Below are 24,541 nucleotides of genomic sequence, written 5' to 3' on the forward strand. Positions count from 1 at the left end.
GGGCCGTTGTCATGAACAAGACAGTCCTGCCGATGTCCTCATTGTCCTTGAAGCTGCCGACCGCTGATGGCGGCATCGAGACCTATCGTCTCGCCGCGTCGCGGACCTTTCCGGCGAAGCTCGAGGGCACGCTGAACCGCGTCGCCTTCTCGGCGGCGCATGTGGTCGCCGATCCGCGTGCCGACGTCGACCCGTGGCTGACGGCCGCGATCGACTGGGACCGGACCATTGCGTTCCGCGAGCATGTCTGGGATCTCGGCCTTGGAGTCGCCGAAGCGATGGACACCGCGCAGCGCGGCATGGGGCTGGATTGGACGACCTCGCTGGAATTGATCCAGCGCTCGGTCAGGGCGGCGAAGGCCAGGGGCAACGCACTGGTGTTCTCCGGTGCCGGCACCGATCATCTCGCTGTCGAGAACGCAAAATCGATCGACGACGTGGTCCGCGCCTATGAGGAGCAGATCGCCGCAGTCGAAAAAGCCGGCGGCCGCATCATCCTGATGGCCTCGCGCGCGCTGGCAAAACTCGGCAGCAGCGCCGAGGATTATGCCAGGGTCTATGATCGCGTGCTGTCGCAGGTGCGCGAACCCGTGATCATCCACTGGCTCGGCGACATGTTCGATCCGGCGCTGTCGGGCTATTGGGGCACGGCCGATCTCGACAAGGCGATGGACACGGCGGTCGCAATCATCAACGCCAACGCGGCCAAGGTCGACGGCGTCAAGGTATCGCTGCTCGACAAGCAGCGCGAGATCGACATGCGGCGTCGGTTCGATGCGCGGGTGAAGATGTATACCGGCGACGACTTCAACTATGCCGAATTGATCGCCGGCGACGACAAGGGATTTTCCCACGCGCTGCTCGGCATCTTCGATGCGATCGCGCCTGCCGCGTCCTACGCGCTGTCGCGGCTGGCGGCTGGCGACGAGGCCGGCTTCCACGACGTCTTGGGTCCGACGGTGCCGCTGTCGCGCCACATCTTCAAGGCGCCGACGCGGTTCTACAAGACCGGCATCGTGTTCATGGCCTACCTCAACGGCCACCAGGATCATTTCACGATGGTCGGCGGACAGGAGAGCGCGCGCTCGACGTTGCATCTCGCCGAGCTGTTCCGGCTCGCCGACAAGGCCGGGCTGCTCGCCAATCCGGAACTGGCGACGCGCCGGATGGCGACGATCCTCGCGACGCGCGGCATTGAACCCTGATGCGCGATTTTTCCGGTGACCATCGCTGGCTCTCGCTGAATACGGCGACGGTCCGCAAGCAGGGCGATCTCCTTGCCATCATCGACGCCTGCGCGCGTCACGGCATCCGCGCCATCGATCCCTGGCGCGACCAGGTCGCCGCCGTCGGCCTCGAGCGTGCGGTGCGTGCGGTGAAGGACGCCGGGCTCGATTTGTCGGGCTATTGCCGCGGCGGCATGTTCCCGGCTGATCACGCGCATCGCATGGAGGCGCGCGACGACAACCGCCGCGCGATCGACGAGGCCGCCGCGCTCGGCGCGTCCTGCATCGTGCTGGTGGTCGGCGGCCTGCCGCAATATTCGCGGCCGGGCAGCGCGGCGTCCAAGGACATCGCGGTGGCGCGGAACCAGGTGCATGACGGCATCGCCGAGATGCTGGACTATGCAAAGCAGGCAAAGCTGCCGCTCGCGATCGAGCCGCTGCATCCGGCCTATGCCGCCGATCGCGCCTGCGTCAACACGACGAAACACGCGCTCGACATCTGCGATGCGCTCGATCCCGGCCGCAGCGGTGCGCTCGGCGTCGCGCTCGACGTCTATCACATCTGGTGGGATCCCGAGCTGATGAGCCAGATCGCGCGGGCCGGCAAGGATCGCCTGCTCGCCTTCCATGTCTGCGACTGGCTGGTACCGACCAAGGACATCCTCAACGACCGCGGCATGATGGGCGACGGCGTGATCGACATCAGGTCGGTGCGCGCGGCGGTCGAAGCGCAGGGCTTTGCCGGCTATTCGGAGATCGAGATCTTTTCCAACGACTGGTGGAGCCGGCCGATCGACGAGGTGATGCGGACCTGCATCGAGCGGCACCGCACGGTAGTCTGACCGCCAGGTGGCCTGACTTCCAAATCCCGTTCGGTGGACAAGGCGAGGCGTGCCCGTTATTTCGGGGCGCGGCGGTGCGTACGGAAGGAAAGCCGTCGCACGGCGCCGCCCGGATCGGAGCACGAGATGCGTTTGAGCGATTGCTATAATTTCCATGATTTCCGCGAGCTGGCACGGCGGCGGCTGCCGGGACCGATCTACAATTACATCGACGGCGGCGCGGACGACGAGGCGACGTTGCGGCAGAACACCGCGAGTTTCGAGCGCTGCGATCTGGTGCCCAACGTCCTGCGCGGCGTGGAGAAGGTCGATCTCTCGGTCACCGTGATGGGGCAGAAGCTGGCGACGCCGTTCTACTGCTCGCCGACGGCGTTGCAGCGGCTGTTTCACCATCAGGGCGAACGGGCGGTCGCTGCCGCGGCGGCGAAATTCGGCACGATGTTCGGCGTCTCCTCGCTCGGCACCACCAGCCTTGAGGAATTGCGCAAGGCGCACGACACGCCGCAGGTCTACCAGTTCTACTTTCACCGGGATCGCGGCCTGAACTCGGCGATGATGCAGCGCGCCAAGCAGGCCGGCGTCAACGTGATGATGCTGACCGTCGACAGCATCACCGGCGGCAACCGCGAGCGCGATCTGCGCACCGGGTTTTCGATTCCCTTCCGCCTGACGCTCGGCGGCATGCTGCAATTCGCCATCAAGCCGGCATGGGCGATCAACTACCTGACCCATGAAAGTTTCAAGCTGCCGCAGCTCGACGAGCATGTCGACATGAGCGGCGGCGCGATGTCGATCGGCCGCTATTTCACCGAGATGCTCGATCCCGCGATGACCTGGGACGACGTCGCCGGCATGGTCCGGCAGTGGAACGAGCAGTTCTGCCTGAAGGGCATCATGTCGGTCGAGGATGCCAAACGTGCCGTCGAGATCGGCTGCACCGGCATCATCCTGTCCAACCATGGCGGCCGGCAGCTCGACGGCTCCCGCGCGGCGTTCGATCAACTGGCCGAGATCGTCGATGCGGTCGGCGACCGGATCGACGTGATGATGGACGGCGGCATCAAGCGCGGCAGCCACGTGCTGAAGGCGCTGTCGTTGGGCGCCAAGGCGGTCGGTCTCGGACGCTTCTATCTGTATCCGCTGGCCTCGGCCGGCCAGGCTGGGGTCGAGCGCGCGCTCGGTCTGATGCAGGCGGAACTGGTGCGGGACATGCGGCTGATGGGCTGCTCCTCGATCAGCCAGCTCTCGCGCGCGAACCTACGCTTCAGATAAGGCCTGTCCCATCGTCACGAGAGATCCTGCTTCAGCGCCGCATCGATCCGCTCAACGGCCCAATCGACCTGATCGCCCGTAATCACCAGCGGCGGGGCGATGCGGATGGTGTGCTCGTGGGTATCCTTGGCGAGGATGCCGCGCGCCTGCAGCGCCAGGCAGTAGCGGCGGGCACCACCGGCTTCCGGGTGCAGTTCGATCGCCAGCATCAGCCCGCGCCCGCGTACCTCGCGGATCACGTTGGCGCGGACGTCCTGCAATCCGGCGAGGAAGCGCGCGCCCTGTTGCGCAGCGTTCTCGATCATGCCTTCCTCGATCAGCACGCGCAGCGCCGCCCGCGCCACCGCGCAGGCCAGCGGGTTGCCGCCGAAGGTCGAGCCATGCTGGCCGGGCCGCAACGTGCCGAGCACCTCGTTGTTCGAAAGCACCGCCGAGACCGGATAGAAGCCGCCCGACAGCGCCTTGCCGAGCAGCGTCACGTCAGCCTCGATGCCTTCGTGCTGCTCCGCGAGCAGCTTGCCGGTGCGGCCGAGCCCGGTCTGGATCTCGTCGAGCACGAGCATCACATTGTGCGTGGTGCAAAGCTCGCGCACGCGGGCAAAATAGCCTGGCGCCGGAATGATGACGCCGGCTTCACCCTGGATCGGCTCGACCAGGAAGGCCGCGGTGTTCGGCGTGATCGCCTGCTCGAGCGCTGTGGCATCGCCGAACGGGATGATCTTGAAGCCCGGCGCGAACGGACCGAAATGGTCGCGCGACGCAGGGTCGGTCGAGAAGCCGACGATGCCGAGCGTGCGTCCGTGGAAATTATTGGCGCAGACGATGATTTCGGCCTGCCCGTCCGGCACGCCCTTGACCTCATAGGTCCATTTGCGCACCGACTTGATGGCGCTTTCCACCGCCTCGGCGCCGCTGTTCATCGGCAGCACCTTGTGCGAGCCGGTCAGCTCCGCGAGCTCGCGGTAGAAGGGAGCGAGCTGGTCGTTGTGGAAGGCACGCGAGGTCAGCGTCAGCCGGTGCGCCTGCTCGATCATTGCCGCCAGGATCTTCGGATGACAGTGGCCCTGGCTCACCGCCGAATAGGCGGAGAGACAGTCGAGATACCGCTTGCCGTCGGTGTCCCAAACCCAGACGCCCTCGCCGCGGGATAGCACAACCCCGATCGGCTCATAATTATAGGTGCCGAACTGCGCTTCGGTTGCGAGGAAATCAGTGACCGATGGACTCATCCTGCGTCACTCCCGCGATCGCGCCAGATTACATCAATGCGCGCCTGCAGCTGATTTGGACATCAGTTCCTCCACAGGGAAGTGGGGTCGCCGGCCAATTCGCGGAAATTCTCACGCCTCGCGCCGGCAGGACACGCTGAGGAAGCCGCGGAAGCGCACGCGGCCGCCACGCACCGGCGCGCCGTCCAGCGCGTAGTTCGGGAAGCGGGCAAGGAAGCGCGAGATCGCGATCGCGCCTTCGAGGCGGGCCAGCGCCATCCCGGCGCATTGATGCGCGCCGGTACCGAAGGCGAGGTGGCGGTTCGGCGTGCGCGCGACGTCGAAGGCTTCAGGGTCGGGAAATTGGGCGGGGTCGCGGTTGGCGGCGCCGATGCACAGCGTCACCAGCGTGCCCGCCGGCAACTTGGTGTCGCCGAGCTCGATGTCCTCGACGATCATGCGATTGCCGAGCTGGTTCGAGCTCTCGTAGCGCAGCATCTCTTCGACCGCGGTCCTGATCAGATCGGGCTGCGCGATCAGCCGCGCCTTCTGATCCGGATGTTCGGTCAGCGTCACCAGCCCGTTGCCGATCAGGTTGGTGGTGGTCTCGTGGCCGGCATTGAGCAGGAAGATGCAATTGTGCAGCAGTTCCTTCGCGGTCAGCCGCTCGCCATTGTCCTCGCCCTGGATCAGCCGGGTCAGCACGTCGCGCTCGGGATTGCCGGGCTTGGCGCGGCGGCGCTCGACGAGGGTTTGGAGATAGGCGAGGAAATCCTTCACTGCGTTGTTGCCGCGCTCGAACGCCTCCTTGCCGATCACAGGCTCGAGCGCACCCAAAATCGCCAAGGACCAGTCGCGCAGCGGCTCGCGCTCGTCATGCGGCACGTCGAGCAGATTGCCGATCACCTCGACAGGGATCGCGGAGGCGAAATCGCCGATCAGCTCGAAGCGCTCCTTCGCGGCGATCCGGTCGAGCAGCTGGTCCACCAGCGCGATCAGGTCGCCTTCCATGCCGGCGATCGCCCGGGGCGACAACGCGCCCATGATCAGCCGCCGCACGCGGGTGTGCGCCGGCGGATCGTTGAAGACGAGGCTCGTGGTGTGGTGCTCATACAGCAGCGAGTCGCCGTATTTCGGCAAAAACTCCTTCTTCTTGTCGGAAGAGAACGCCTTGGTGTTCTTGTAGGCGGTGACGAGGTCGTCGTAGCGGGTCAGGAAATAGCAGCCGTTGGGCAGCCGCTTGACCGGCGCGTGCTCGCGCAGCGCCCGATAGGTCGGGTAGGGGTTGGCGTAGAATTCGCCCGTCAGCTTCTCGAGGTCGAAATCGTCAGCCAGGGCGCACGCGTCTCCGTTCATGGCGGATATCCAGCCCTAATTAGTTTCATTTGCAACTATCGTAAGCCGCCCGCGGCTGTCGCGCAACAGGATTTGCGGCCGGCGCGGAACGCGCGCCGCGTCCCATCCGATGCGAGCAAATCGCAGAGCCACATGCGCTATTGCGCTTTGATGAAGCGCGCGCGCCCCTCTACAGTCGCGGCCAAACAGAACCAAGACCGGAAACGCCGATGCATGCCCGTGCCGAAACCGCGGCCTCCTGGCCCGAGGAGATCTTTTCGATATTGCAGCGCTTCGAGGTCCGTCAGGTGCCTTACGTGCCGGACGCCGGACATTCGCAGCTGATCGAGCGCGTCCTCGGCTCCTCGACCATGCGCGGCATCGCGCTGACGACCGAGGAGGAGGGTGTGGCGCTGCTCGCCGGCGCCTGGGCCGGCGGCCAGCGCGGCGTGTTGTTGATGCAATCGAGCGGGGTCGGCAATTGCATCAACATGCTCTCGCTGGTGCAGATCTTCCGCCTGCCGTTCCTGACGCTCGTGACGATGCGCGGCGAGTGGGGCGAGTTCAATCCCTGGCAGGTGCCGATGGGCTCGAACACCCAGGGCATCCTCGAACTGTCCGGCGTCAAGGTGCTGCGCGCCTCGCACCCCGAGGAGGTGCGCGAGGTCGTCGAGGCCGGCGCCGCGCAGGCCTACAACGCCTGCACGCCCACCGCCGTCCTGCTGTCGCAGCGCCTGATCGGGGCAAAGGTCTTCACCAAATGAGCAAAGCCAATCTCCTCGACCGCCGCGCCGTCGTCGCCGCACTGCTCAAGGATCGGGGCGGCGCCATTGCCGTCGGCGGCCTCGGCGCCTCCACCTATGACATCGCCGCGGCCGGCGATCACGACCGCAACTTCTATCTGTGGGGCGGCATGGGCGGCGCCGTGATGATCGGGCTCGGCCTCGCGCTGGCGCAGCCGACGCTGCCGGTGGTGGTCATCACCGGCGACGGCGAGATGCTGATGGGCATCGGAAGCCTCGCCACCGTCGGCCTGCAACAGCCGAAAAACCTCTCGATCATCGTGCTTGATAATGAGGCTTACGGCGAGACCGGCGGCCAGGCCAGCCACACCGGGGCCGGCGTCGACCTCGTCGGCGTTGCCAAAGCGTGCGGAATCGGCGATTGCAGGGCGATCTCGACCATGGCGGAGGTCGAGGGTTTTGCCTCGACTTTACAGGATGTTACGGCAGGCCCGCGGTTCGCCAGTGCGAAGATCGACGACGCCAATCTGGAGCGCGTGCTGTCCAGCCGGGACGGCACCTACATCGTCAATCGGATCAGAGGGTCGCTCGGCCACAGTCCGATATAAAATGACTTTCGCGGTGCAATAGAACCTTGACATTGGGTAAGGTGAGTGATTACTCACGACCCCAAATGTCGAACTTACGCATGACGAGTGATTTGCGGCGTCAGCTGATATTGAGCGCCGCAAAGCGATGCTTCGCCCGCAACGGCTTTGCCGGCACCACGACCAAGAGCGTGGCGGCCGCGGCTGCCATTTCCGAAGGGTTGCTGTTCAAGCACTTCCCCTCGAAGGCCGCGCTTTATGCCGAGATCCTGGCCGAGGAGTGCGAAGCCGATCCCGATCTGGCGCATCTGCTGGGTCAGGAGCCGTCGACCGCGACGCTGGTCGAGCTGGTGCAGGGCATGGTGAGCCACTTCATGCAGCTTCGTGATGCGCCGGACCAGGAAGAGGCGCAGCGGATGCGGCTGATGGTGACCAGCCATCTCGACGACGGCGAGTTCGCGCGGCTGCTTTACGACAAAGTCGGCAAGCTGATCGGCCCGACCTTCGCCGCTTCGCTCGAGCGCGCAATCTCCGCGGGTGAAGCGACCAGGATCGGCGACGAGCCGCTCAACCTGTTCTGGTTTGCGCATCATACCGTGCTGATGGGCGCGCTGACGCAGCTTCCTGCGACACCATGTCTCCCCTACGGCGATGCCGCTGCAGCCGAGCGGCAGCTTTGCCAATTCATTCTCCGCGGCATCGGACTTACCGAAGCCGCAATCTCAACTCATTTGAGCCGCGAGCCGTCACCGAGTGCGGGACAGTCGGTAACTGCAGAAAGTGCATGACATGAACATTCAGTCCGAAAGCCACATCTCGGGGCAACCGATCAAGGAAAAGCCGGCCAAGCGCCCGGTCCGCATGGTGCGCTGGTTCGTCATCGTTGGCTTGCTGCTGGCCGTGCTGGTCGGCGGGCTGGTCGGCTTCAACGCCTTCCGCAGCCACATGATCGCGCAGTTCTTCGCCAACAACAAGCCGCCGCCGTCAAACGTCTCCGCGGTCGAGGCGAAGTCCGAGGTGATTCCGAACCTGCTCACCGCGGTCGGCGATCTCGTCGCGGTGCATCAGGTCAACGTCACTTCCGACGTGTCCGGCCGCATCACCGATATCCTGTTCACGGCCGGCAGCCATGTGAAGGCGGGCACGCCGCTGGTGCAGTTGTTCGATGCACCCGAGCAGGGCGACCTCGCCAATTACAAGGCGCAGGCCACCGTTGCCGAACTGCAGCTCGATCGTGCCAAGCAGCTCGCCTCGCGCCAGTTCGGACCGCAGTCCACCGTCGATCAGGCGCAGGCGACCTACGACCAGGCCAAGGCAGGCATCGCCAAGACCGAGGCGCTGATCTCGCAGAAGCTGGTGCGCGCGCCGTTCGAGGGTGACCTCGGCGTTCGCATGGTCGAGGTCGGCCAGTACTTGAACGCCGGCACACAGATCGTGACGTTGACCGACTTGTCGGTGCTGTATGCCAACCTGACCGTCACCGAAAAGCAGAGCTCGCAGATCAAGGTCGGTCAGACCGTGCGGGTTGTGGTCGACGCCTATCCGGGCCGCACCTTCGAGGGCAAGATCACGACGATCGAGCCGCAGATCTCGACCGACACCCGCAACATCCGTGTGCAGGCCACGATCCAGAACCCGGATCGCATCCTCAAGCCCGGCATGTTCGCGACCACCACGATCGTGCTGCCGGAGAAGCCCGCCGTCGTCACCGTTCCGGAGACGGCGGTCGACTACACGCTGTATGGCGACTCGGTGTTCCTGATCAACGAGAAGAAGAGCGACGACGGCAAGATCACGCTGACCGCCGACCGTACCTTCGTGAAGACCGGCAATCGCGTCGAGGGCCGTGTCGAGATCCTCAAGGGCCTGAAGCCCGGCGACAAGGTCGTTGCGGTCGGCCAGATCAAGCTGCAATCGGGCATGCCGGTTGCGATCTCGACCGATCCGCCGCCGCCGGTGCCGGCCGAGCCGCCGCGCTACTGATGCGATCATCATTATCAGGAGGGCCCAGCGGGGCCCTCCGCCACGCGCTGCCGAATTCGGCGCACAACAAGAATAGAGTTGGCGATGGCCTTCACTGATATTTTCATCAAGCGACCGGTGCTGTCGGTCGTGGTCAGCCTGCTGATCCTCTTGATCGGCTTGCGCGCGGCGATGGTGCTGCCGATCCGGCAATATCCGAACCTGTCGAACACCGTGGTGACGATCACGACGTCCTATCCCGGTGCGTCGCCGGAGCTGATCAACGGCTTCATCACCACGCCGATCGAGCAGGCCGTCGCCTCAGCGGAAGGCGTCGACTACATGACGTCGAACTCGGTGCTCGGCACCTCGACGATCCAGGTCTACATCAAGCTCAATCACGATCCGAACCAGGCGCTGACCGAGGTGCTGGCCAAGGTCAACTCGGTCAAATACCTGATCCCGAAGGAAGCCTTCGACCCCGTGGTGACCAAGGCGACCGGCGACACCATCGCGGTGATGTATCTCGGATTCTCCAGCGAAGAGCTGACCGGATCGGCGATCTCGGACTATCTGACCCGCGTCGTGCAGCCGGTACTCTCGACGGTCGACGGCGTCGCCTCCGCCGACATCCTGGGCGGCCAGACCTTTGCGATGCGCGTCTGGCTCGACCCGACCCGGATGGCCGGACGCGGCGTGTCGCCGAACGACGTCGCCGCCGCGATCGCCGCCAACAACTTCCAGGCCGCCGCCGGCCAGACCAAGGGCTTCTTCATCGTTTCCAACGTGTCGGCCAATACCGACCTTCAGAACATCGATCAGTTCAAGCGGATGATCGTGAAGTCGAAGGACGGCGGCTTCGTGCGCATCGAGGACATCGCGACGGTGGAGCTCGCGGCGCAGAGCACCGATGCCAGCGTCGCCTTCAACGGCGAGCACGCGATCTTCATCGGCATCAAGGCGACGCCGCAGGGCAACCCGCTGAGCCTGGTGAAGGGCGTGCGCGCGCTGTTCCCCGATCTCGAGCGCAACCTGCCGCCGTCGATGAAGATGAAAGTGGCCTACGATTCCACCAAATTCATCCAGTCGTCGATCGACGAGGTCGAGAAGACGCTCGGTGAAGCGGTGCTGATCGTCGTCGTCGTGATCTTCCTGTTCCTCGCCTCGCTCCGCTCGGTGGTCATTCCGGTCGTCACCATTCCGCTGTCGCTGGTCGGCGTCTGCATCCTGATGGCGGCGGCCGGCTTCAGCTTCAACCTCCTGACGCTGCTGGCGATGGTGCTGGCGATCGGCCTCGTGGTCGACGACGCCATCGTGGTGGTGGAGAACATCCACCGCCATCTCGAGGAGGGCATGCCACCGGTACAGGCGTCGCTGAAGGGCGCCCGCGAAATCGTCGGCCCGGTCATCTCGATGACCATCACGCTGGCGGCGGTGTACGCGCCGATCGGCTTCCTCGGCGGCGTCACCGGCGCGCTGTTCCGCGAATTCGCCTTCACGCTGGCCGGTTCGGTCATCGTCTCGGGCGTGGTCGCCCTGACGCTGTCGCCGATGATGTGCTCGGTGTTCCTCAAGAGCGCCGAAGAGGGCCGTTTCGCCAGGCTGGTCAACCGCGTGTTCGGTTCGATCACCCGCGGCTATGGCCGCATGCTCGATCGCTCGCTGGACTACCGGCCGATCACGGCCCTGTTCGCCCTGACCATCCTCGGTCTGGTCGGTTTCCTCTTCATGCACACCCAGAGTGAACTGGCGCCGCAGGAAGACCAGGGTATCGTGTTCGCGGTGACCAAGGCGCCGAAATACGCCAACATCGACTACATCGATTTCTACGGCGACAAGATGGACAAGGAGTTCCAGAAGTTTCCGGAGACCGATCTGCGTTTCGTCCTGAACGGCATCACCGGTCCGCAGGGCGGCTTCGCCGGCATGCTGCTCAAGCCGTGGGATGAGCGCAAGCGCAGCGCGCAGACGCTGCAGCCGCTGGTGCAGAACGAGCTGTCGAAGATCGAGGGCATCAGCGCGTTCGCGTTCAGCTTGCCGCCGCTGCCGGGCGGTCCGGGCGGTCTGCCGGTCCAGATGGTGATCAGCTCGACGTCCGGCTTCCAGCAGGTCTTCGACCAGATGAACAAGCTGAAGGACGCCGCGCGCAAGAGCGGCCTGTTCATCGTCACCGACAGCGACCTCGACTTCAACCAGCCGGTCGTCCGGGTGAAGGTCGACCGCTCCAAGGCGAGCGATCTCGGCATCACCATGCAGTCGATCGGCAACGCGCTGGCGACGCTGCTCGGCGGCAACTACGTCAACCGCTTCAACCTCGAGGGTCGCTCCTATCAGGTGATCCCGCAGGTGCCGCGCGCCGCGCGCCTCGCACCGGAATCGTTCGACAATTACTATGTTCCGACCGCGACCGGGCAGCTGGTGCGGCTCTCGACCGTCGTCACGGTCGAGACCGGCGTCGATCCGAACGCGCTGACGCACTATAACCAGCTCAACTCCGCCACCTTCCAGGCGGTGCCGATGCCGGGCGTCTCGATGGGACAGGCGGTGGATTTCCTGCAGGGCGAGGCAAAGAAGCTGCCGTCCGGCTTCAGCTACGACTTCCTGGCCGACTCCCGGCAATACGTCCGTGAAGGCAGCCAGCTGATGGTCACCTTCGCGTTCGCGATCATCATCATCTTCCTGGTGCTGGCGGCGCAGTTCGAGAGCCTGCGCGACCCGTTCGTGATCATGATCAGCGTGCCGATGGCGATCGTCGGCGCCTTGATCCCGCTGTTCTTCGGCGTCGCCACCATGAACATCTACACCCAGGTGGGGCTGTTGACGCTGGTCGGGCTGATCACCAAGCACGGCATCTTGATGGTGGAGTTCGCCAACGAGCTCCAGCTCAACGAAAAGCTCGACCGCCGCTCGGCGATCGAGATGGCGGCCCGGATCCGGCTGCGTCCGATCCTGATGACGACGGCGGCGATGGTCACCGGCCTGCTGCCGCTGCTGACCGCCTCGGGCGCCGGCGCGGCCAGCCGCTTCTCGATCGGCCTCGTCGTCGTGGCCGGCATGACGATCGGCACGCTGTTCACGCTGTTCGTGCTGCCGATGGTCTACACGGTGATCGCGACCGACCACGAGGCGGCGTCCCGTTCGGACCGGGCCAAGCAGATCGCCGATTTCGATCTCGGCGGCGGTCATCCGGGTGCACTGAAACCGACCTGAGGCTCCAGACTCATGCGTACAGGAAAGGCGGCAACTGGCGAGAGCCACTGCCGCCTTTTCTTTTGGCCGTGATATCCTTCGACGCGCGGACCGGGCAGGAAGCCCGCCTGACAAGATCTGGAGGAAACAGACATGGTGAGCGACTTCGTGGCAGGCAATTACCGTTTCATCCCTGCCGTGTTCCAGTATTCGAGCGGTGCGCAGGCGAGTGCGGGCTACGAGATCGAGCGGGTGCGGTTCGACCGGCTGCTACCGCTCGCCGAAGGCTTTGCGCGGATCGCGGCCTACATCCAGAGCACGGGCCGGCCGCTGACCTCGTTCTGCGCCTGCGAGCTGCGGTCACCCGCCGCCTTCACGGAGGAGGGGTTTCGCGCCTTCAACCAGCATTACGTCAAGACGCTCGCTGAATGGGGCCTCTATGACGGCAGCACCAATCCGGTGGCGCGCAGCAATGTCTGCCCGGAAATCGACCCGCCGTCCGAGCCGTCGTTCTACGCGTTCTCGTTCACGCGGCCGAGCAGCGGCGCGTCGCCATCCTTCGTGATCGCAGGCGGCGCCGAGGCGCGCGGCGGCGCCGGCAGCTATCCCGAGCGCATCGTGCGCTATCGCGACCTCAGCCCGGACGCATGGCGGGAGAAGGTCCGCTTCACCACCGGCGAGATGGAGCGCCGCCTTGCGGAGTTCGGCTTCGGCTGGACGGAGACCACCAACGTGCAGGCCTACACCGTCCACGACGTCCATCCCGTGATCGTCGACGAACTGGTCCGCCGCGGCGCCACGCGCTCCGGCTTGACCTGGCACTTCTGCCGCCCGCCGGTGGTCGATCTCGAATACGAGATGGATTGCCGCCGCGTGCTGCGCGAGGTGGTGATTTAGCGTCGTAAGAATCCTCCGCATCATTGTGAGGATCGTAGCGGCGACGGTGGGCCGCCCAAATCCAACCCCGTCATCCTGAGGCGCGAGCCCTTGCGAGCCTCGAAGGATGCACGGCCCGGCTGGTGGCCGATTCATCCTTCGAGGCTCGCCCAGCAGCGCAATTGCGCTGCAGGGCTCGCACCTCAGGATGACGGGGAAGAGGTGGTCGGCGTCGCTGATGGCCTACCGCGCCTTCGGGTCCAGCGCATCGCGCAGGCCGTCGCCGACCAGGTTGAACGACAGCACAACCAGGAAGATCGCCAGCCCAGGCCAGATCGCCATCCAGGGCGCATTGGTGAGGAAGCGCTGCGCGGCGTTGAGCATGCTGCCCCAGGACGGCGCCGGCGGCTGCTGGCCGAGGCCGAGGAAGGACAGCGCGGCCTCGGCGATGATCGCGGCCGCGATCGACAGCGTCGCCTGCACCAGCAGCGCCGGCAGGATGTTCGGCAGGATGTGCACCAGCGCGATCCGCCAGCGCGGATTGCCCATGGCGCGCGCCGCCTCGATGTAATCCTCGACCTTGACGCTCAGCACCTGACCGCGGGTCAGGCGAATGAAGATCGGGGTTGCCGAGATGCCGATCGCGATCATCGCATTGCCGAGGCTCGGGCCGAGGAAGGCGGCGAGCGCGATCGCCAGGATCAGGAATGGGCAGGCCAGCATCGCATCGGTGATGCGGCTGATCAGCGCGTCGATGAAGCCGCCGCGGTAGCCGGCGACGAGCCCGAGCGGGACGCCGATCGCCAGCGCGATACTGACGGAGGTCAGACCGGCGAGCAGCGAGGCGCGGGCGCCGAACACCACGCGGGCGAGCACGTCGCGGCCGAGCTCGTCGGTGCCGAACCAGTGCTGCGCCGACGGCGCTTTCCGCACCAGCGACCAGCTGGCAGCGGTCGGATCGTAGGGCACGATCCACGGCGCGAACACCGCCATAACGATGAAGACCGAGATCACGGAGAGGCCGAGGACTGCGCCCTTGCGCCGGATCAGCCGCCGCCCGGCGCGCCGCGCCGGGCTGTCGAGCGTTTCGGAGGCGGCGAGGGTGGGGAGCGGGCCGAGCGCGGCGTCGGTCATCGGCTCAGCTCCTCAGCCGCGGATTGACGAGGATATAGGCGAGATCGGCGATCAGATTGAGCGTGATGTAGATCGTCGCGGTCGTCAGCACGACACCCTGCACCACGGCATAGTCGCGGTTGAACACGGCGTCGACGATCAGCTTGCCAAATCCCGGGATCGAGAAGATCTGTTCGGTCAAGACCGCGCCCGACAGCAGCGTGCCGAGCTCGAGCGCGCCGAGCGTGATGATCGGCGTCAGCGCGTTGCGCATCGCGTGCTTGAGGATCACCGAACGTTCGGACAGGCCCTTGGCGCGCGCGGTGCGGACATAGTCACTCTCCAGCACCTGCAGCATGGCGCTTCTGGTGTGCCGCATCAGGATCGCGGCAATCGCGTTGCCGAGCACGAAGGCAGGCATGATCGAGGCGGCGAGGCTGGCGCGCCAGTTCTCGCTGAGCGGCACGTAGCCCGAGGCTGGCAGCCAGCCGAGCTGGACGGAAAACAGGAAGATCAGCATGATGCCGAGCCAGAAATTCGGCGTCGAGATGCCCCACAGCGCGAACAAATTGGCGCCGTAGTCCCAGGCCGTGCCCTTCTTCACCGCGGAGATGATGCCGGCAGGAATGCCGATCAGGAAAGCGATCACGATCGCCATGCCGGCGATCTGCATCGTGACCGGCAGCTTCTGCGCGATCAGTGCCAGCACCGGCATCTTGTTGCGCAAGGACTCGCCGAGGTCACCCGACAGCACGCCCTTGACCCAATAGACATATTGCACCGCGACCGGCTGATCGAGATGGTACAGCTTGCGGATCTGCTCGATGACGGCAGGGTCGCGTTCCTCGCCGGCCATCACCAGCGCCGGATCGCCCGGCAGCAGGTGCTGCAGCGAGAAGATCAGCACCGACACGAAGAACAGCGTTGGGATGATCTGCAGCAGCCGCCTGGCGAGGAAATTCAGCATTGTGAGCTCCGCGCCGCCATCGCCCTAGCCATCATTTCAGCTTTAGCCCGACCACCCGCACCAGGCCGTCCGGCATCTGCCGGTAGCCTTCGAGCTTGCTGGTGTGCGCAATCAAGAGCTTCCGGTGATAGAGGTAGATGATTGGCTCGTCGTTGAGCAGGATCCTGGTCAGCTTCTCGTAGATCGCCTTGCGCTCGGAGGGATCAGCGGTGAGACGTCCATCTTCCATCAGCTTGTCGGCTTCCGGATTTGAATAGCCGCCGTCGTTCTGCGGCGCCTTGCTGTGCATGAAGATGTAGGAATTGCCGTCGGGATCGATCCGGCCGCTCCAGTTGATCTCGAATACCTGGAATTCACCGGCCTGCGCCTGCTTGAAGGTGGTCGCGAACTCGACCACGCGGATCTTGATGTCGAAGCCCGCTTCGGCCGCCATCGACTGGACGACCTGGGCGACCGCCTCATATTCCGGTCCCTTCGGCACCATGTAGTCGACCGTGACCGGCAGCGGGACGCCGGCTTCCTTCAGGAGCGCCTTGGCTCTTGCGACATCGGCGCCGCGAACCGGGAACGACTTCTGGTAATAGGGATGGGTCGGGCTGACCCACTGATTGCCCGGCGTGAACTCGCCGTTGAAGACCACCTGGTTGAGCGCCTCGCGATCGATCGCCAGGTCCAGCGCCTGGCGCACTTTTACCGACTGGCTGAGCGGTCCCTTGTTCTTGTCGTTGGCGATGTTGATGGTGAGGCCGAGATAGCCGAGGTCGGGCGCCGTCGACAGCACGAGCTTCGGATCGGCCTTGACGTCCTTGATGTCGGTTGCCAGCACGCGCTCGATCAGGTCGAGCGCGCCGGACTTCAGATTGGCAAGCCGCACGGTGGCGTCCACGATCGGCAGGTAGACGATCCGATCGATGAACACATTGTCCTTGTTCCAGTAGCCGGCGAATTTCTCGAACACCATGCGGTCCTGCTGCACGCGTTCGACGAACTTGTAGGGCCCGGCGCAGACCGGATGCAGGCCGAACTTGTCGCCTGCGGCCTTTGCGGCCTTCGGCGACACCATCATCCCGGACCGGTCGGTGAGCTGGGCGATCAGCGGCGAGTAGGGCGTCTTGAGCACCAGCTTGATGGTGAGGGGATCGACGACCTCGACATGGTCGACGCTGGCGAGCTCCGACTTGCGGAAGGAGGTCGGCAGCGTCATGTGCCGCTCCAGCGAGAACTTTGCCGCCTCGGCGTCGAACGGCTCGCCGTCGTGGAATTTGACGCCAGGGCGGAGCTTGATCGTCATCTCCTTGCCGTCGGCCGACGTCTCGTACGACAGCGCGAGCTGCGGCACGATGTTGAGCTTCTCGTCGATGTCGAACAGCTTGTCGCAGAATGCGGAAAACACGATGCGGCCGACATAGGTGCGCGCGATCGTGGGGTCGAGGATGTCGGGGTCCTCGGCGAGCCCGATGCGCAGGGTGGTTTCGGCACGCGCGGCTGTTCCGCACCACGCCACAAGGGCCGCCACCAGGACCGCCAAGCGCCAGATTCTCATCGCCAACCCCTCTTTATTCGCTACGCTCTTGTCTCGTTACCAACCCCGGTCCGCCCCACAGCTTCCACTGCGTTGAACGCCGCGACCAGTTTTTCCAATGTCGGGGTGAAGCCGCCATCGGACGGCACGATCGCGTCCGCCGGCGGCAGCTCCGCCACGCGATGGCAGGCCGTCGCATGTCCGATGCCATCGTCGCTGAGCTGAGGCATCTCGCTGCGGCAGCGCTCGATCGCATACGGGCAGCGCGTGTGGAATCGGCAGCCATCGGGCGGATTGAGCGCGCTCGGCATTTCCCCCTGCAGCACAATGCGGCTGCGTTTTGCCTTCGGCTTGGGCACCGGGATCGCCGACAACAGCGCGCGGCTATAGGGATGACGCGGCGCCGCGAACAGCGCCTCGGCGTCGGCAGCCTCGACGATGTTGCCGAGGTTCATCACGGCGACGCGATCGGCGATGTGTTTGACCACCGCGAGGTCGTGCGAGACGAAGATGTAGGCGAGTTTCAACCGATCCTGCAGATCGCGCAGCAGATTGAGGATCTGCGATCGAATCGAGACATCGAGCGCGGATACCGGCTCGTCGCAGATGATCAGCTTCGGCTCGACCGCGAGTGCACGCGCGATCGCGATGCGCTGGCGCTGGCCGCCGGAGAATTCGTGCGGATAGCGGCGCGCGAAGCGCGGCTCGAGCCCGACCAGGCGGAGCAGCTCCTCGACGCGTTCGCGGCGGCGCGCAGGCGGTACAAGATTGTGCAGTGCCAGCGGCTCGGTGAGGATCTGGCTCACCGTCATCCGCGGATTGAGCGAGGCATAGGGGTCCTGGAAGATCAGCTGTGCGTCGCGGCGAAACGCGCGCAGCTGTTCGGCATTGAGCGCGCCGAGATCGCGGCCTTCGAAACGGACGGCGCCGGCGTCCGGCTCGATCAGCCGCAACACGAGGCGGCTGACCGTGGATTTGCCGCAGCCGGATTCGCCGACCAGCGCCAGCGTCTTGCCGGCCTCGACGGTAAAGCTGACGCCATCGACCGCCTTGACATGGGCGGTCGCGCGGCCGAACAGCGATCGTTCGGCAACGAAATGCTTCACCAGCCCTTCGACCTCGAGCAGCGCCGTCATGACACCAGCCGTTCCAGCGGCGCCCTGATGCAGCGCGAGGCGTGGGTCGCGCTCAGCATCGCGAGCGGCGGCGCCGCTTTGGCGCAGTCGCCCGCGACGAACGGGCAGCGCGCAGCGAAGCGGCAGCCGGCGGGCGGGTTCGCCATGTTCGGCACCATGCCCTCGATGGTGGCGAGATGGCTGGTACGGCGATCGAGCCGCGGGATCGAGCCGAGCAGTCCGACCGTATAGGGATGCTGCGGATTGGCGAACAATTCGTCGACCGGCGCGCGCTCGACGATCTCCCCGGCGTACATCACCGCGACCTCGTCGCAGACTTCGGCGACGACGCCGAGGTCGTGGGTGATCAGGATGATCGCCGCGCCGCTCGCCGCCTTCAATTCGCGCATCAGATCGAGGATCTGCGCCTGCAGGGTGACGTCGAGCGCGGTGGTCGGCTCGTCGGCGATCAACAGCTGCGGATCGCAGGCCAGCGCCATCGCGATCATCACGCGCTGGCGCATGCCGCCCGAGAGTTTGTGGGGAAACTCGTCGATGCGCTTGTCGGGCGAGGGGATATGGACGCGCCGCAGCAGTTCGATGGCGCGATCGCGTGCCTGGCGCCGGGAGCCGCCGCGATGGCGCAGGATCGTCTCGATGATCTGGTCGCCGATCGTGAAGCTCGGGTTCAGCGAGGTCATCGGCTCCTGAAAGATCATGGCGAGGCGATTGCCGCGCAGGTCGCGCAGCGTCTCGTCCGGAACCTGGAGCAGATCGAAGCCGTCGAAGCGGATCGTGCCGGAGACCGTGGCAGATTGCTTCGGCAGCAGTCCCATGATGGCAAGCGATGTCACGCTCTTGCCGCAGCCGGACTCGCCGACGAGGCCGAGCGTCGCGCCATTGGCGACGGAAAGGTCGACACTGTCGACGGCATGTGTGGTGCGGCCATCGTCACCCTGGAAGGAAACACGCAGGCCTTCGATCTCGATCAACGGTCGTATCGTCATTGCCGGCTCGCCGTTGCAAGTTTGATGCCGGTCTCGATCGTGGCGCGATCGGTGGTGCCGGCCGGCTTGTCCCGGGTCGGCAGGAATTTTCGGAAGTGCACCCAGTGCTCGCGGCTGACGGCCTCCAGCCGTTCCAGTTCACGCAGGGGATCGGAATGATCGTCGACCCGCAGGTCGAGGTCAGGCCATTCCTCCGTACCGTGGATCAGCAGCGCCGCCGACCGCTTGCCGCGCTTGTCGCCACCGGCCGCTTCACCGGCGAACATCGCCTTGATCAGCCGCTGCGCGAAAGGAAGCTTGTCGTTGGCGGCATAGACGCGGGCGGTTTCACCGAGCACCGCCGGTCCCGCCAGCATATTGCCGGCGATCGAGAAGCCGTCGCCCGCGATATGGCCGAACCAGTCGACGCAGTCCTTGCCGGAATGCGCGCCGATGCGGCCGCTGGCGTCCATGGCGTGCACCTGTCGGGTCTCACGGCCGCTATCGGCCGCAAGCAGCACGGCGATGGCATCGTGTGGACTCGCACCGCCGCGCAGCAGGCGCAGGCCGTCGACGCCGAAATACGGATTGACCAGCGCCTGCGTCGCGATCGCGCCGACGCCAGGTGCGATGTGCGGCACCAGCGCGCCGACCGCGAAGAACCGCGTCGCAACGGCAATGCCGAGCTGGCCGGTAGCGCTGTCGCGGGCGATGATCGACCAGGTCATGCAAACCTTCGTCTCTAGCGGCCTGCGGCGTAGCCTTGCATGCCGCGCGGGTTGGCCGCGGCGCGGCGACGCGGGCCGACCTTCGAGGCTGCGGTCAGGCGGCCCTCCGACCAGTCGGGACCGATCTCCACCACATGGCCGCGGCGCTTCAACTCGTCGATCGTCGATTTCGGCACGCGACTTTCCAGCACCAGCACGCCGGGCCGCGCGGTGCGCGGCCAGAACGAGATCGGGAAATGCTCGGAGTGCCAGGCCGGCGCGTCGATCGCCTCCTGCAGGTTCATCTTGGCATGGACGTGGCGCAGGAAGAATTGCGTGATCCACTGGTCCTGCTGGTCGCCGCCGGGCGAACCCCATGATAGATACGGCTCGCCATCGCGCAGCGCCATGGTCGGCGACAGCGTGGTGCGCGGGCGCTTGCCCGGCGCGAGCGCGGCCGGATGGTTCTCCTCCAGCCAGAACATCTGGGCACGGCTGCCGAGGCAGAAACCGAGTTCTGGAATGACCGGCGATGATTGCAGCCAGCCGCCGGACGGCGTCGCCGAAATCATGTTGCCGTCCCGGTCGATGATGTCGAAATGCACGGTGTCGCCGCGCACCTCGCCGAACCGGCCGACGGTGGGCTCGCCGGCGCCCATGGCGCCGACCGCCTCGCGATGTCCTTCGGCGCGGCGCAGTTTGACGACAGCCCCAAAACCTTCGACTGAGCCTGGGACGAAGTCGAGCAACGCCTTGTCCTTCGAGACCAGCTTGCGCCGCTCGTCGTTATAGGCGTCCGACAGCAGCGTCTCGATCGGGACGTCGGTGAATTTCGGATCGCCGTAGAACGTCTCGCGATCGGCGTAGGCGAGCTTGGCGCATTCGATCTGTAAATGGATGAAGTCGGGCCCTGTGGGATCGAGTCCATCGAGCTGAAAACCCTTCAGCAGCGCGAGTTGCTGCAACATCACCGGGCCCTGGCTCCAGACACCTGCCTTCTGCACGGTGTAGCGGCCGTAGTCGTAGGTCAGCGGCGCCTCGATGGTCGGCTCCCATCGCGCCATGTCGTCGGCCGACAGCACGCCGCGATGCGGCGAGCCCGAGACGTCCATCACCTCCTGGGTGCGGCAGAACTTGTCGATGGCTTCGGCGACAAAACCCTTCGACCAGGCCTGGCGCGCGCGCTCGATCTGCGCGATGCGGTCGCCGCCGGCGCTCTCGGCTTCCTGCAGGATGCGTGTGTACGTCTCCGCCAGCCGCTTGTTGGTGAAGATGGTGCCGGGTCTCGGCACCTCGGCATTCGGCAGGTAGACGTCGGCTGACGTCGTCCAGTATTTCCGGAACAATTGCTCGACGGTCTGGATCGTCGCCGAGGCGCGCTCGACCAGCGGATGGCCGTCGCGGGCATAGGCGATCGCGGGCTCCAGCACATCGCGCAGCTTCAACGTGCCGTAGTCGCGCAGCAGCAGCATCCAGGATTCGAACGTGCCGGGCACGCAGGCCGCGAGCAGGCCGGTGCCGGGCACCATGTCGAGGCCTTCGCTGCGATAATGCGCGATCGTCGCTTTCGCTGGTGCCGGGCCCTGGCCGCAGATCACCTCGGTCTTGCCGCGCCTGACGTCGTGCACGATAACCGGAACGTCGCCGCCCGGGCCGTTCAGATGCGGCTCGACCACCTGCAGCGTGAAGGCGGTCGCGACGCCGGCGTCAGAGGCATTGCCGCCCTTCTCCAGCGTCGCCATGCCGACTGCGGTGGCGATCCAGTGCGTCGAGGTGACGACGCCGAACGTGCCCTCGATTTCGGGGCGAGTTGTGAACGGATCGGGGTTGATGTTGCTCATGTGGCTTCACCATTTCTTCTTATTGGCGGCGCGCGCACTTGATCACAGGCGGGCTGGGATGCCAACTACCTGGTAGACATGACGCGTCGCATCCGCGTGATCACGCCGGAACGGCGGCGGCGGGATCGTTGACCGCGTGGCAGGCGACGCCCTCGATCAGGTCCGGCGCCTTCTGCCGGCACAGGTCGAAGGCGAGGGGACAGCGCGGGTTGAAGGAACAGCCCGGTGGCGGATTGATCGGGTTCGGGATTTCGCCCTTGACCGGAATGCGTTGCCGGCCGGACATCGCCAGATCCGGAACCGCGCCGAGCAGCATCTTGGTGTAGGGCATCCGCGGGTTTTCGAACAGTTTCCGGCCCTCGGCGATCTCGACAATGCGGCCGAGATACATCACGCCGATCCGGCTCGCCATGTGGCGGACGACTGCCAGATTGTGGCTGATGAACAGATAAGTCAGGCCGAACTTGTCCTGCAAATCGCGCATCAGATTGAGGATCTGCGCCTGCACCGAGACGTCGAGCGCCGAGGTCGGCTCGTCGCAGACGATGAACTCGGCTTCGGACGCCAGCGCGCGGGCGATCGCGATGCGCTGGCGCTGGCCGCCGGAAAACTCGTGCGGGAATTTCAAGCCGTCGTCGGGGTGCAGGCCGACCAGCGAGAGCAGTTCGCCGACGCGGGCCTTGATGTCGCGCTCGCCCAGAATCAGGTCGAAGGCGCGGATCGGCTCGGCCACGATGGCATCGACCCGGAAGCGTGGATTGAGGCTCGCATAGGGGTCTTGGAAGATCATCTGGATGCGCCGGCGCAGGCGGCGGCGTGCCTGGGCCTGCCGCGGATCGGTCATCGAGACGCCGTCGATCACGACTTCGCCCGAAGTCGGCGGCAACAGGCCGACCACCATGCGCGCGACCGTGGTCTTGCCCGAGCCGGACTCGCCGACCAGCGCAAAGGTCTCGCCGCGCTTGATGTCGAACGTGACGCCGTCGACGGCTTTCAGGTATTCGAGATGGCCGCCCTCGAGCATGCGGTTGAGCCACGGCTTGGAGACGTCGAAGACGCGGCGCAGGTTTTTGACGTCGATCAGCGTCGCGCTCATGCCGCCGTCTCCTTCACCGGATCGAACAGATGGCAGGCGACGGCTTGCGTGCCCTGCCGGATCGGCTCGGGACGATCGACGCGGCAGCGGTCGAACACGAACGCGCAACGCGGATTGAACGGGCAGCCCGGCGGGATCGCCGACAGCCGCGGCATCGAGCCGGGGATCTGCACCAGGCGCTTGTCCTCGCCGGCGAGCGTCGGGATCGCACCCATCAGGCCCTTGGCGTAGGGATGCAGCGGATTGCGAACCACCTCCTGCACCGGGCCGATCTCGGCGATGCGGCCGGAATACATCACTGCGACGCGGTCGCAGGTTTCCGCAATCACGCCCATGTCGTGGGTCACCAGCATCACCGCGGTGCCATGGTCGCGGCCGAGCCGCTTGATCAGCGCGATGATCTGCGCCTGTACCGAGACGTCGAGCGCGGTGGTCGGCTCGTCGGCGATGATCAGCTCGGGCTCGGCGCAGATCGCGAGCGCAATGACGACGCGCTGGCGCATGCCGCCGGAGAATTCGTGCGGATAGCCGTCGATGCGCTTCTCCGGCGCGGGAATGCCGACCTCGGCGAGCAAGTCGATGGCGCGTTTGCGCGCGGCGGTTTCCGTGAGGTTGGTGTGGGTGCGGATGGTTTCGACGATCTGGTCGCCGATCCGGTACAGCGGATTGAGGCTGGTCAGCGGATCCTGGAAGATCATGCCGATCCGTTTGCCGCGGATGCGCCGGATCTGCTCGGGCGGCAGGTGATCGATCCGCGTGCCCGACAGCTCGATCTCGCCGGCCGAGATGCGGCCGGGCGGGTCGATCAGCCCGATTACGGCGAGCCCGGTCACCGATTTTCCGGCGCCGGATTCGCCGACCACGCCGAGCACCTCGCCTCGCGCGATGTCGAACGACACGCCGTTGATCGCGCGCAAGGTGGCGCGGCGGGTGACGAATTCCACTTCGAGGTTGCGGACGGAGAGGACGGGCTGGGTCATCGGAGCTTCGGATTGAGGGCGTCGCGCAGCCAGTCGCCGAGCAGGTTGATCGACAGGATCAGGCCTGCCAGTGCGATGCCCGGGAAGGCGACGATCCACCATTCGCCGGCGAACAGATAATTGTTGCCGATCCGGATCAAGGTGCCGAGCGAGGGCATGGTGTCGGGCATGCCGGCGCCAAGGAACGACAGCGTCGCCTCGGTGATGATCGCAAGCGCGAGGTTAATGGTAGCGATGACCAGGATCGGGCCCATCGTGTTCGGCAGCACGTGCCGCAGCATGATCTTCGGCGCCGGCAGGCCGATCAGCTGCGCCGCGGCGACATAGTCCTTGTTCTTCTCGACCATGACCGAGCCGCGCACGGTGCGGGCATATTGCACCCAGAAACTGAGGCCGATTGCGATCACGAGCACGCCGAGCGTGCTGGTCTCGTCGAGCTTGTTGCCGAGCAGCGATTTGGCGACGCCATTGATCAGGAGCGCGATCAGGATCGCCGGAAAGGTGAGCTGCACGTCGGCGATCCGCATGATGACGCCGTCGACCGCGCCGCCGAAATAGCCGGCGATCAGCCCGAGTCCGATGCCGAGCGCGCCGGCGAAGACCACGCCGGCAAGGCCGACGGCGAGCGAGATGCGCAGGCCGTAGAGGATCGCCGAGAACACGTCGCGGCCCTGCTCGTCGGTGCCGAGCAGGAACGGGCTCTGGCCGTCGGCGGTCCACAGCGGCGAGATCCGCGAGTTCAAGAGCTGCAGCTGCGCCGGATCGAACGGGTTCTGCACTGCGAGCCAGGAGGCGAAGATCGCCAGCAGGAAGAACAGCGCCGTGATCACGGCGGCGACCACGGTCAGCTTTGAGCGGCGGAACGAATAGAAGATGTCGCTGTCGAGCGCGCGCCTGAACCAGCCGGCGCCAACCCGCGCGCCCTGCGCACTGTCCTGGTTGCGATGGGGAACGACGGCGTCGGACATCGATCA

The 24,541-nt window shown here is 65.6% G+C and carries 21 protein-coding genes; 9 read left to right on the top strand and 12 right to left on the bottom strand.

Translation table 11 applies throughout. The annotated features are described in order from the left end of the window. The first annotated feature begins 11 nt into the window (after positions 1-11). The 3 genes from J6500_RS04290 (at position 12) to J6500_RS04300 (ending at position 3,340) form a co-directional block, all read left to right on the top strand. Positions 12-1,205 (top strand): dihydrodipicolinate synthase family protein, encoded by a 1,194-nt coding sequence (locus J6500_RS04290; protein WP_225711419.1) that lies wholly within the window; start codon positions 12-14, stop codon positions 1,203-1,205. Next, positions 1,205-2,068 (top strand): sugar phosphate isomerase/epimerase family protein, encoded by an 864-nt coding sequence (locus J6500_RS04295; protein WP_225711420.1) that lies wholly within the window; start codon positions 1,205-1,207, stop codon positions 2,066-2,068. The genes J6500_RS04290 and J6500_RS04295 overlap by 1 nt, the downstream gene beginning before the upstream one ends. A 126-nt stretch (positions 2,069-2,194) precedes the next feature. Next, the gene (locus J6500_RS04300; protein WP_225711421.1) at positions 2,195-3,340 is read left to right on the top strand and encodes an alpha-hydroxy acid oxidase; all 1,146 of its coding nucleotides are present in this window, start codon (positions 2,195-2,197) and stop codon (positions 3,338-3,340) included. A 14-nt stretch (positions 3,341-3,354) separates the two neighbouring features. Here the strand turns inward: J6500_RS04300 and rocD are convergent, their stop codons facing one another. Continuing rightward, positions 3,355-4,569, bottom strand: a complete 1,215-nt coding sequence (gene rocD / locus J6500_RS04305; protein WP_225711422.1) for an ornithine--oxo-acid transaminase — start codon at positions 4,567-4,569, stop codon at positions 3,355-3,357. Positions 4,570-4,680: 111 nt separating this feature from the next. After that, positions 4,681-5,904 (bottom strand): cytochrome P450, encoded by a 1,224-nt coding sequence (locus tag J6500_RS04310; RefSeq protein ID WP_225711423.1) that lies wholly within the window; start codon positions 5,902-5,904, stop codon positions 4,681-4,683. A 209-nt stretch (positions 5,905-6,113) separates the two neighbouring features. On the opposite strand from J6500_RS04310, the gene J6500_RS04315 reads away from it, so the two are divergent. From J6500_RS04315 to cnbZ, 6 genes are all read left to right on the top strand, one after another. Beyond that, positions 6,114-6,647, top strand: a complete 534-nt coding sequence (locus J6500_RS04315; RefSeq protein ID WP_225711424.1) for a thiamine pyrophosphate-binding protein — start codon at positions 6,114-6,116, stop codon at positions 6,645-6,647. After that, entirely contained in the window at positions 6,644-7,234 is a 591-nt protein-coding gene (locus J6500_RS04320; protein ID WP_225711425.1) for a thiamine pyrophosphate-dependent enzyme, read from the top strand. Before J6500_RS04315 ends, J6500_RS04320 begins: the two co-directional genes overlap by 4 nt. 65 nt (positions 7,235-7,299) lie before the next feature. Then, the gene (locus J6500_RS04325) at positions 7,300-8,001 is read left to right on the top strand and encodes a TetR/AcrR family transcriptional regulator (protein WP_225711426.1); all 702 of its coding nucleotides are present in this window, start codon (positions 7,300-7,302) and stop codon (positions 7,999-8,001) included. Position 8,002: 1 nt separating this feature from the next. Then, complete coding sequence (locus tag J6500_RS04330; protein ID WP_225711427.1) at positions 8,003-9,196, top strand: efflux RND transporter periplasmic adaptor subunit; 1,194 nt, start codon at positions 8,003-8,005, stop codon at positions 9,194-9,196. 84 nt (positions 9,197-9,280) lie between these two features. After that, entirely contained in the window at positions 9,281-12,385 is a 3,105-nt protein-coding gene (locus J6500_RS04335; RefSeq protein WP_225711428.1) for a multidrug efflux RND transporter permease subunit, read from the top strand. A gap of 132 nt (positions 12,386-12,517) precedes the next feature. Further along, positions 12,518-13,261 carry a 2-amino-5-chloromuconate deaminase CnbZ gene (gene cnbZ / locus J6500_RS04340; protein ID WP_225711429.1) on the top strand — a complete coding sequence of 248 codons (744 nt, stop codon included), beginning with the start codon at positions 12,518-12,520 and terminating at the stop codon, positions 13,259-13,261. A gap of 222 nt (positions 13,262-13,483) precedes the next feature. Here the strand turns inward: cnbZ and J6500_RS04345 are convergent, their stop codons facing one another. From J6500_RS04345 to J6500_RS04390, 10 genes are all read right to left on the bottom strand, one after another. Then, positions 13,484-14,374 (bottom strand): ABC transporter permease, encoded by an 891-nt coding sequence (locus tag J6500_RS04345; RefSeq protein ID WP_225711430.1) that lies wholly within the window; start codon positions 14,372-14,374, stop codon positions 13,484-13,486. A gap of 4 nt (positions 14,375-14,378) precedes the next feature. Next, positions 14,379-15,320: an ABC transporter permease gene (locus J6500_RS04350; protein ID WP_225711431.1), complete on the bottom strand. Its 942-nt coding sequence runs from the start codon at positions 15,318-15,320 to the stop codon at positions 14,379-14,381. 31 nt (positions 15,321-15,351) lie between these two features. Further along, positions 15,352-16,863 carry an ABC transporter substrate-binding protein gene (locus tag J6500_RS04355; RefSeq protein ID WP_225711432.1) on the bottom strand — a complete coding sequence of 504 codons (1,512 nt, stop codon included), beginning with the start codon at positions 16,861-16,863 and terminating at the stop codon, positions 15,352-15,354. A gap of 20 nt (positions 16,864-16,883) precedes the next feature. Next, entirely contained in the window at positions 16,884-17,978 is a 1,095-nt protein-coding gene (locus tag J6500_RS04360) for an ABC transporter ATP-binding protein (protein ID WP_225711433.1), read from the bottom strand. Beyond that, a complete protein-coding gene (locus tag J6500_RS04365) occupies positions 17,975-18,964 on the bottom strand; it encodes an ABC transporter ATP-binding protein (protein ID WP_225711434.1) in 990 nt (329 codons plus the stop codon). The genes J6500_RS04360 and J6500_RS04365 overlap by 4 nt, the downstream gene beginning before the upstream one ends. Next, positions 18,961-19,671: a DUF1028 domain-containing protein gene (locus tag J6500_RS04370; protein WP_225711435.1), complete on the bottom strand. Its 711-nt coding sequence runs from the start codon at positions 19,669-19,671 to the stop codon at positions 18,961-18,963. The genes J6500_RS04365 and J6500_RS04370 overlap by 4 nt, the downstream gene beginning before the upstream one ends. Positions 19,672-19,685: 14 nt before the next feature. Beyond that, complete coding sequence (locus J6500_RS04375; protein ID WP_225711436.1) at positions 19,686-21,491, bottom strand: gamma-glutamyltransferase family protein; 1,806 nt, start codon at positions 21,489-21,491, stop codon at positions 19,686-19,688. A 100-nt stretch (positions 21,492-21,591) separates the two neighbouring features. Beyond that, positions 21,592-22,587, bottom strand: coding sequence for an ABC transporter ATP-binding protein (locus tag J6500_RS04380; protein WP_225711437.1), 996 nt, complete (start codon positions 22,585-22,587; stop codon positions 21,592-21,594). After that, complete coding sequence (locus J6500_RS04385; protein ID WP_225711438.1) at positions 22,584-23,567, bottom strand: ABC transporter ATP-binding protein; 984 nt, start codon at positions 23,565-23,567, stop codon at positions 22,584-22,586. Before J6500_RS04385 ends, J6500_RS04380 begins: the two co-directional genes overlap by 4 nt. Next, positions 23,564-24,535 carry an ABC transporter permease gene (locus J6500_RS04390; RefSeq protein ID WP_225711439.1) on the bottom strand — a complete coding sequence of 324 codons (972 nt, stop codon included), beginning with the start codon at positions 24,533-24,535 and terminating at the stop codon, positions 23,564-23,566. The genes J6500_RS04385 and J6500_RS04390 overlap by 4 nt, the downstream gene beginning before the upstream one ends. Positions 24,536-24,541: the final 6 nt, after the last annotated feature.

Origin of the sequence: Bradyrhizobium semiaridum (genome assembly GCF_020329505.1) — a bacterium.
Lineage (GTDB): Bacteria > Pseudomonadota > Alphaproteobacteria > Rhizobiales > Xanthobacteraceae > Bradyrhizobium > Bradyrhizobium semiaridum.

What these genes read in the sequence shown, in the direction of transcription:
- J6500_RS04370 (WP_225711435.1), bottom strand. Translation starts at nt 19,671, where the DNA reads ATGACCTGGTCGATCATCGCCCGCGACAGCGCTACCGGCCAGCTCGGC.
- J6500_RS04350 (WP_225711431.1), bottom strand. Translation starts at nt 15,320, where the DNA reads ATGCTGAATTTCCTCGCCAGGCGGCTGCTGCAGATCATCCCAACGCTG.
- J6500_RS04380 (WP_225711437.1), bottom strand. Translation starts at nt 22,587, where the DNA reads ATGAGCGCGACGCTGATCGACGTCAAAAACCTGCGCCGCGTCTTCGAC.
- J6500_RS04295 (WP_225711420.1), top strand. Translation starts at nt 1,205, where the DNA reads ATGCGCGATTTTTCCGGTGACCATCGCTGGCTCTCGCTGAATACGGCG.
- J6500_RS04300 (WP_225711421.1), top strand. Translation starts at nt 2,195, where the DNA reads ATGCGTTTGAGCGATTGCTATAATTTCCATGATTTCCGCGAGCTGGCA.
- J6500_RS04325 (WP_225711426.1), top strand. Translation starts at nt 7,300, where the DNA reads ATGTCGAACTTACGCATGACGAGTGATTTGCGGCGTCAGCTGATATTG.
- J6500_RS04375 (WP_225711436.1), bottom strand. Translation starts at nt 21,491, where the DNA reads ATGAGCAACATCAACCCCGATCCGTTCACAACTCGCCCCGAAATCGAG.
- rocD (WP_225711422.1), bottom strand. Translation starts at nt 4,569, where the DNA reads ATGAGTCCATCGGTCACTGATTTCCTCGCAACCGAAGCGCAGTTCGGC.
- J6500_RS04390 (WP_225711439.1), bottom strand. Translation starts at nt 24,535, where the DNA reads ATGTCCGACGCCGTCGTTCCCCATCGCAACCAGGACAGTGCGCAGGGC.
- J6500_RS04345 (WP_225711430.1), bottom strand. Translation starts at nt 14,374, where the DNA reads ATGACCGACGCCGCGCTCGGCCCGCTCCCCACCCTCGCCGCCTCCGAA.
- J6500_RS04335 (WP_225711428.1), top strand. Translation starts at nt 9,281, where the DNA reads ATGGCCTTCACTGATATTTTCATCAAGCGACCGGTGCTGTCGGTCGTG.
- J6500_RS04315 (WP_225711424.1), top strand. Translation starts at nt 6,114, where the DNA reads ATGCATGCCCGTGCCGAAACCGCGGCCTCCTGGCCCGAGGAGATCTTT.
- J6500_RS04290 (WP_225711419.1), top strand. Translation starts at nt 12, where the DNA reads ATGAACAAGACAGTCCTGCCGATGTCCTCATTGTCCTTGAAGCTGCCG.
- J6500_RS04355 (WP_225711432.1), bottom strand. Translation starts at nt 16,863, where the DNA reads ATGAGAATCTGGCGCTTGGCGGTCCTGGTGGCGGCCCTTGTGGCGTGG.
- J6500_RS04360 (WP_225711433.1), bottom strand. Translation starts at nt 17,978, where the DNA reads ATGACGGCGCTGCTCGAGGTCGAAGGGCTGGTGAAGCATTTCGTTGCC.
- J6500_RS04365 (WP_225711434.1), bottom strand. Translation starts at nt 18,964, where the DNA reads ATGACGATACGACCGTTGATCGAGATCGAAGGCCTGCGTGTTTCCTTC.
- J6500_RS04330 (WP_225711427.1), top strand. Translation starts at nt 8,003, where the DNA reads ATGAACATTCAGTCCGAAAGCCACATCTCGGGGCAACCGATCAAGGAA.
- J6500_RS04310 (WP_225711423.1), bottom strand. Translation starts at nt 5,904, where the DNA reads ATGAACGGAGACGCGTGCGCCCTGGCTGACGATTTCGACCTCGAGAAG.
- J6500_RS04320 (WP_225711425.1), top strand. Translation starts at nt 6,644, where the DNA reads ATGAGCAAAGCCAATCTCCTCGACCGCCGCGCCGTCGTCGCCGCACTG.
- J6500_RS04385 (WP_225711438.1), bottom strand. Translation starts at nt 23,567, where the DNA reads ATGACCCAGCCCGTCCTCTCCGTCCGCAACCTCGAAGTGGAATTCGTC.
- cnbZ (WP_225711429.1), top strand. Translation starts at nt 12,518, where the DNA reads ATGGTGAGCGACTTCGTGGCAGGCAATTACCGTTTCATCCCTGCCGTG.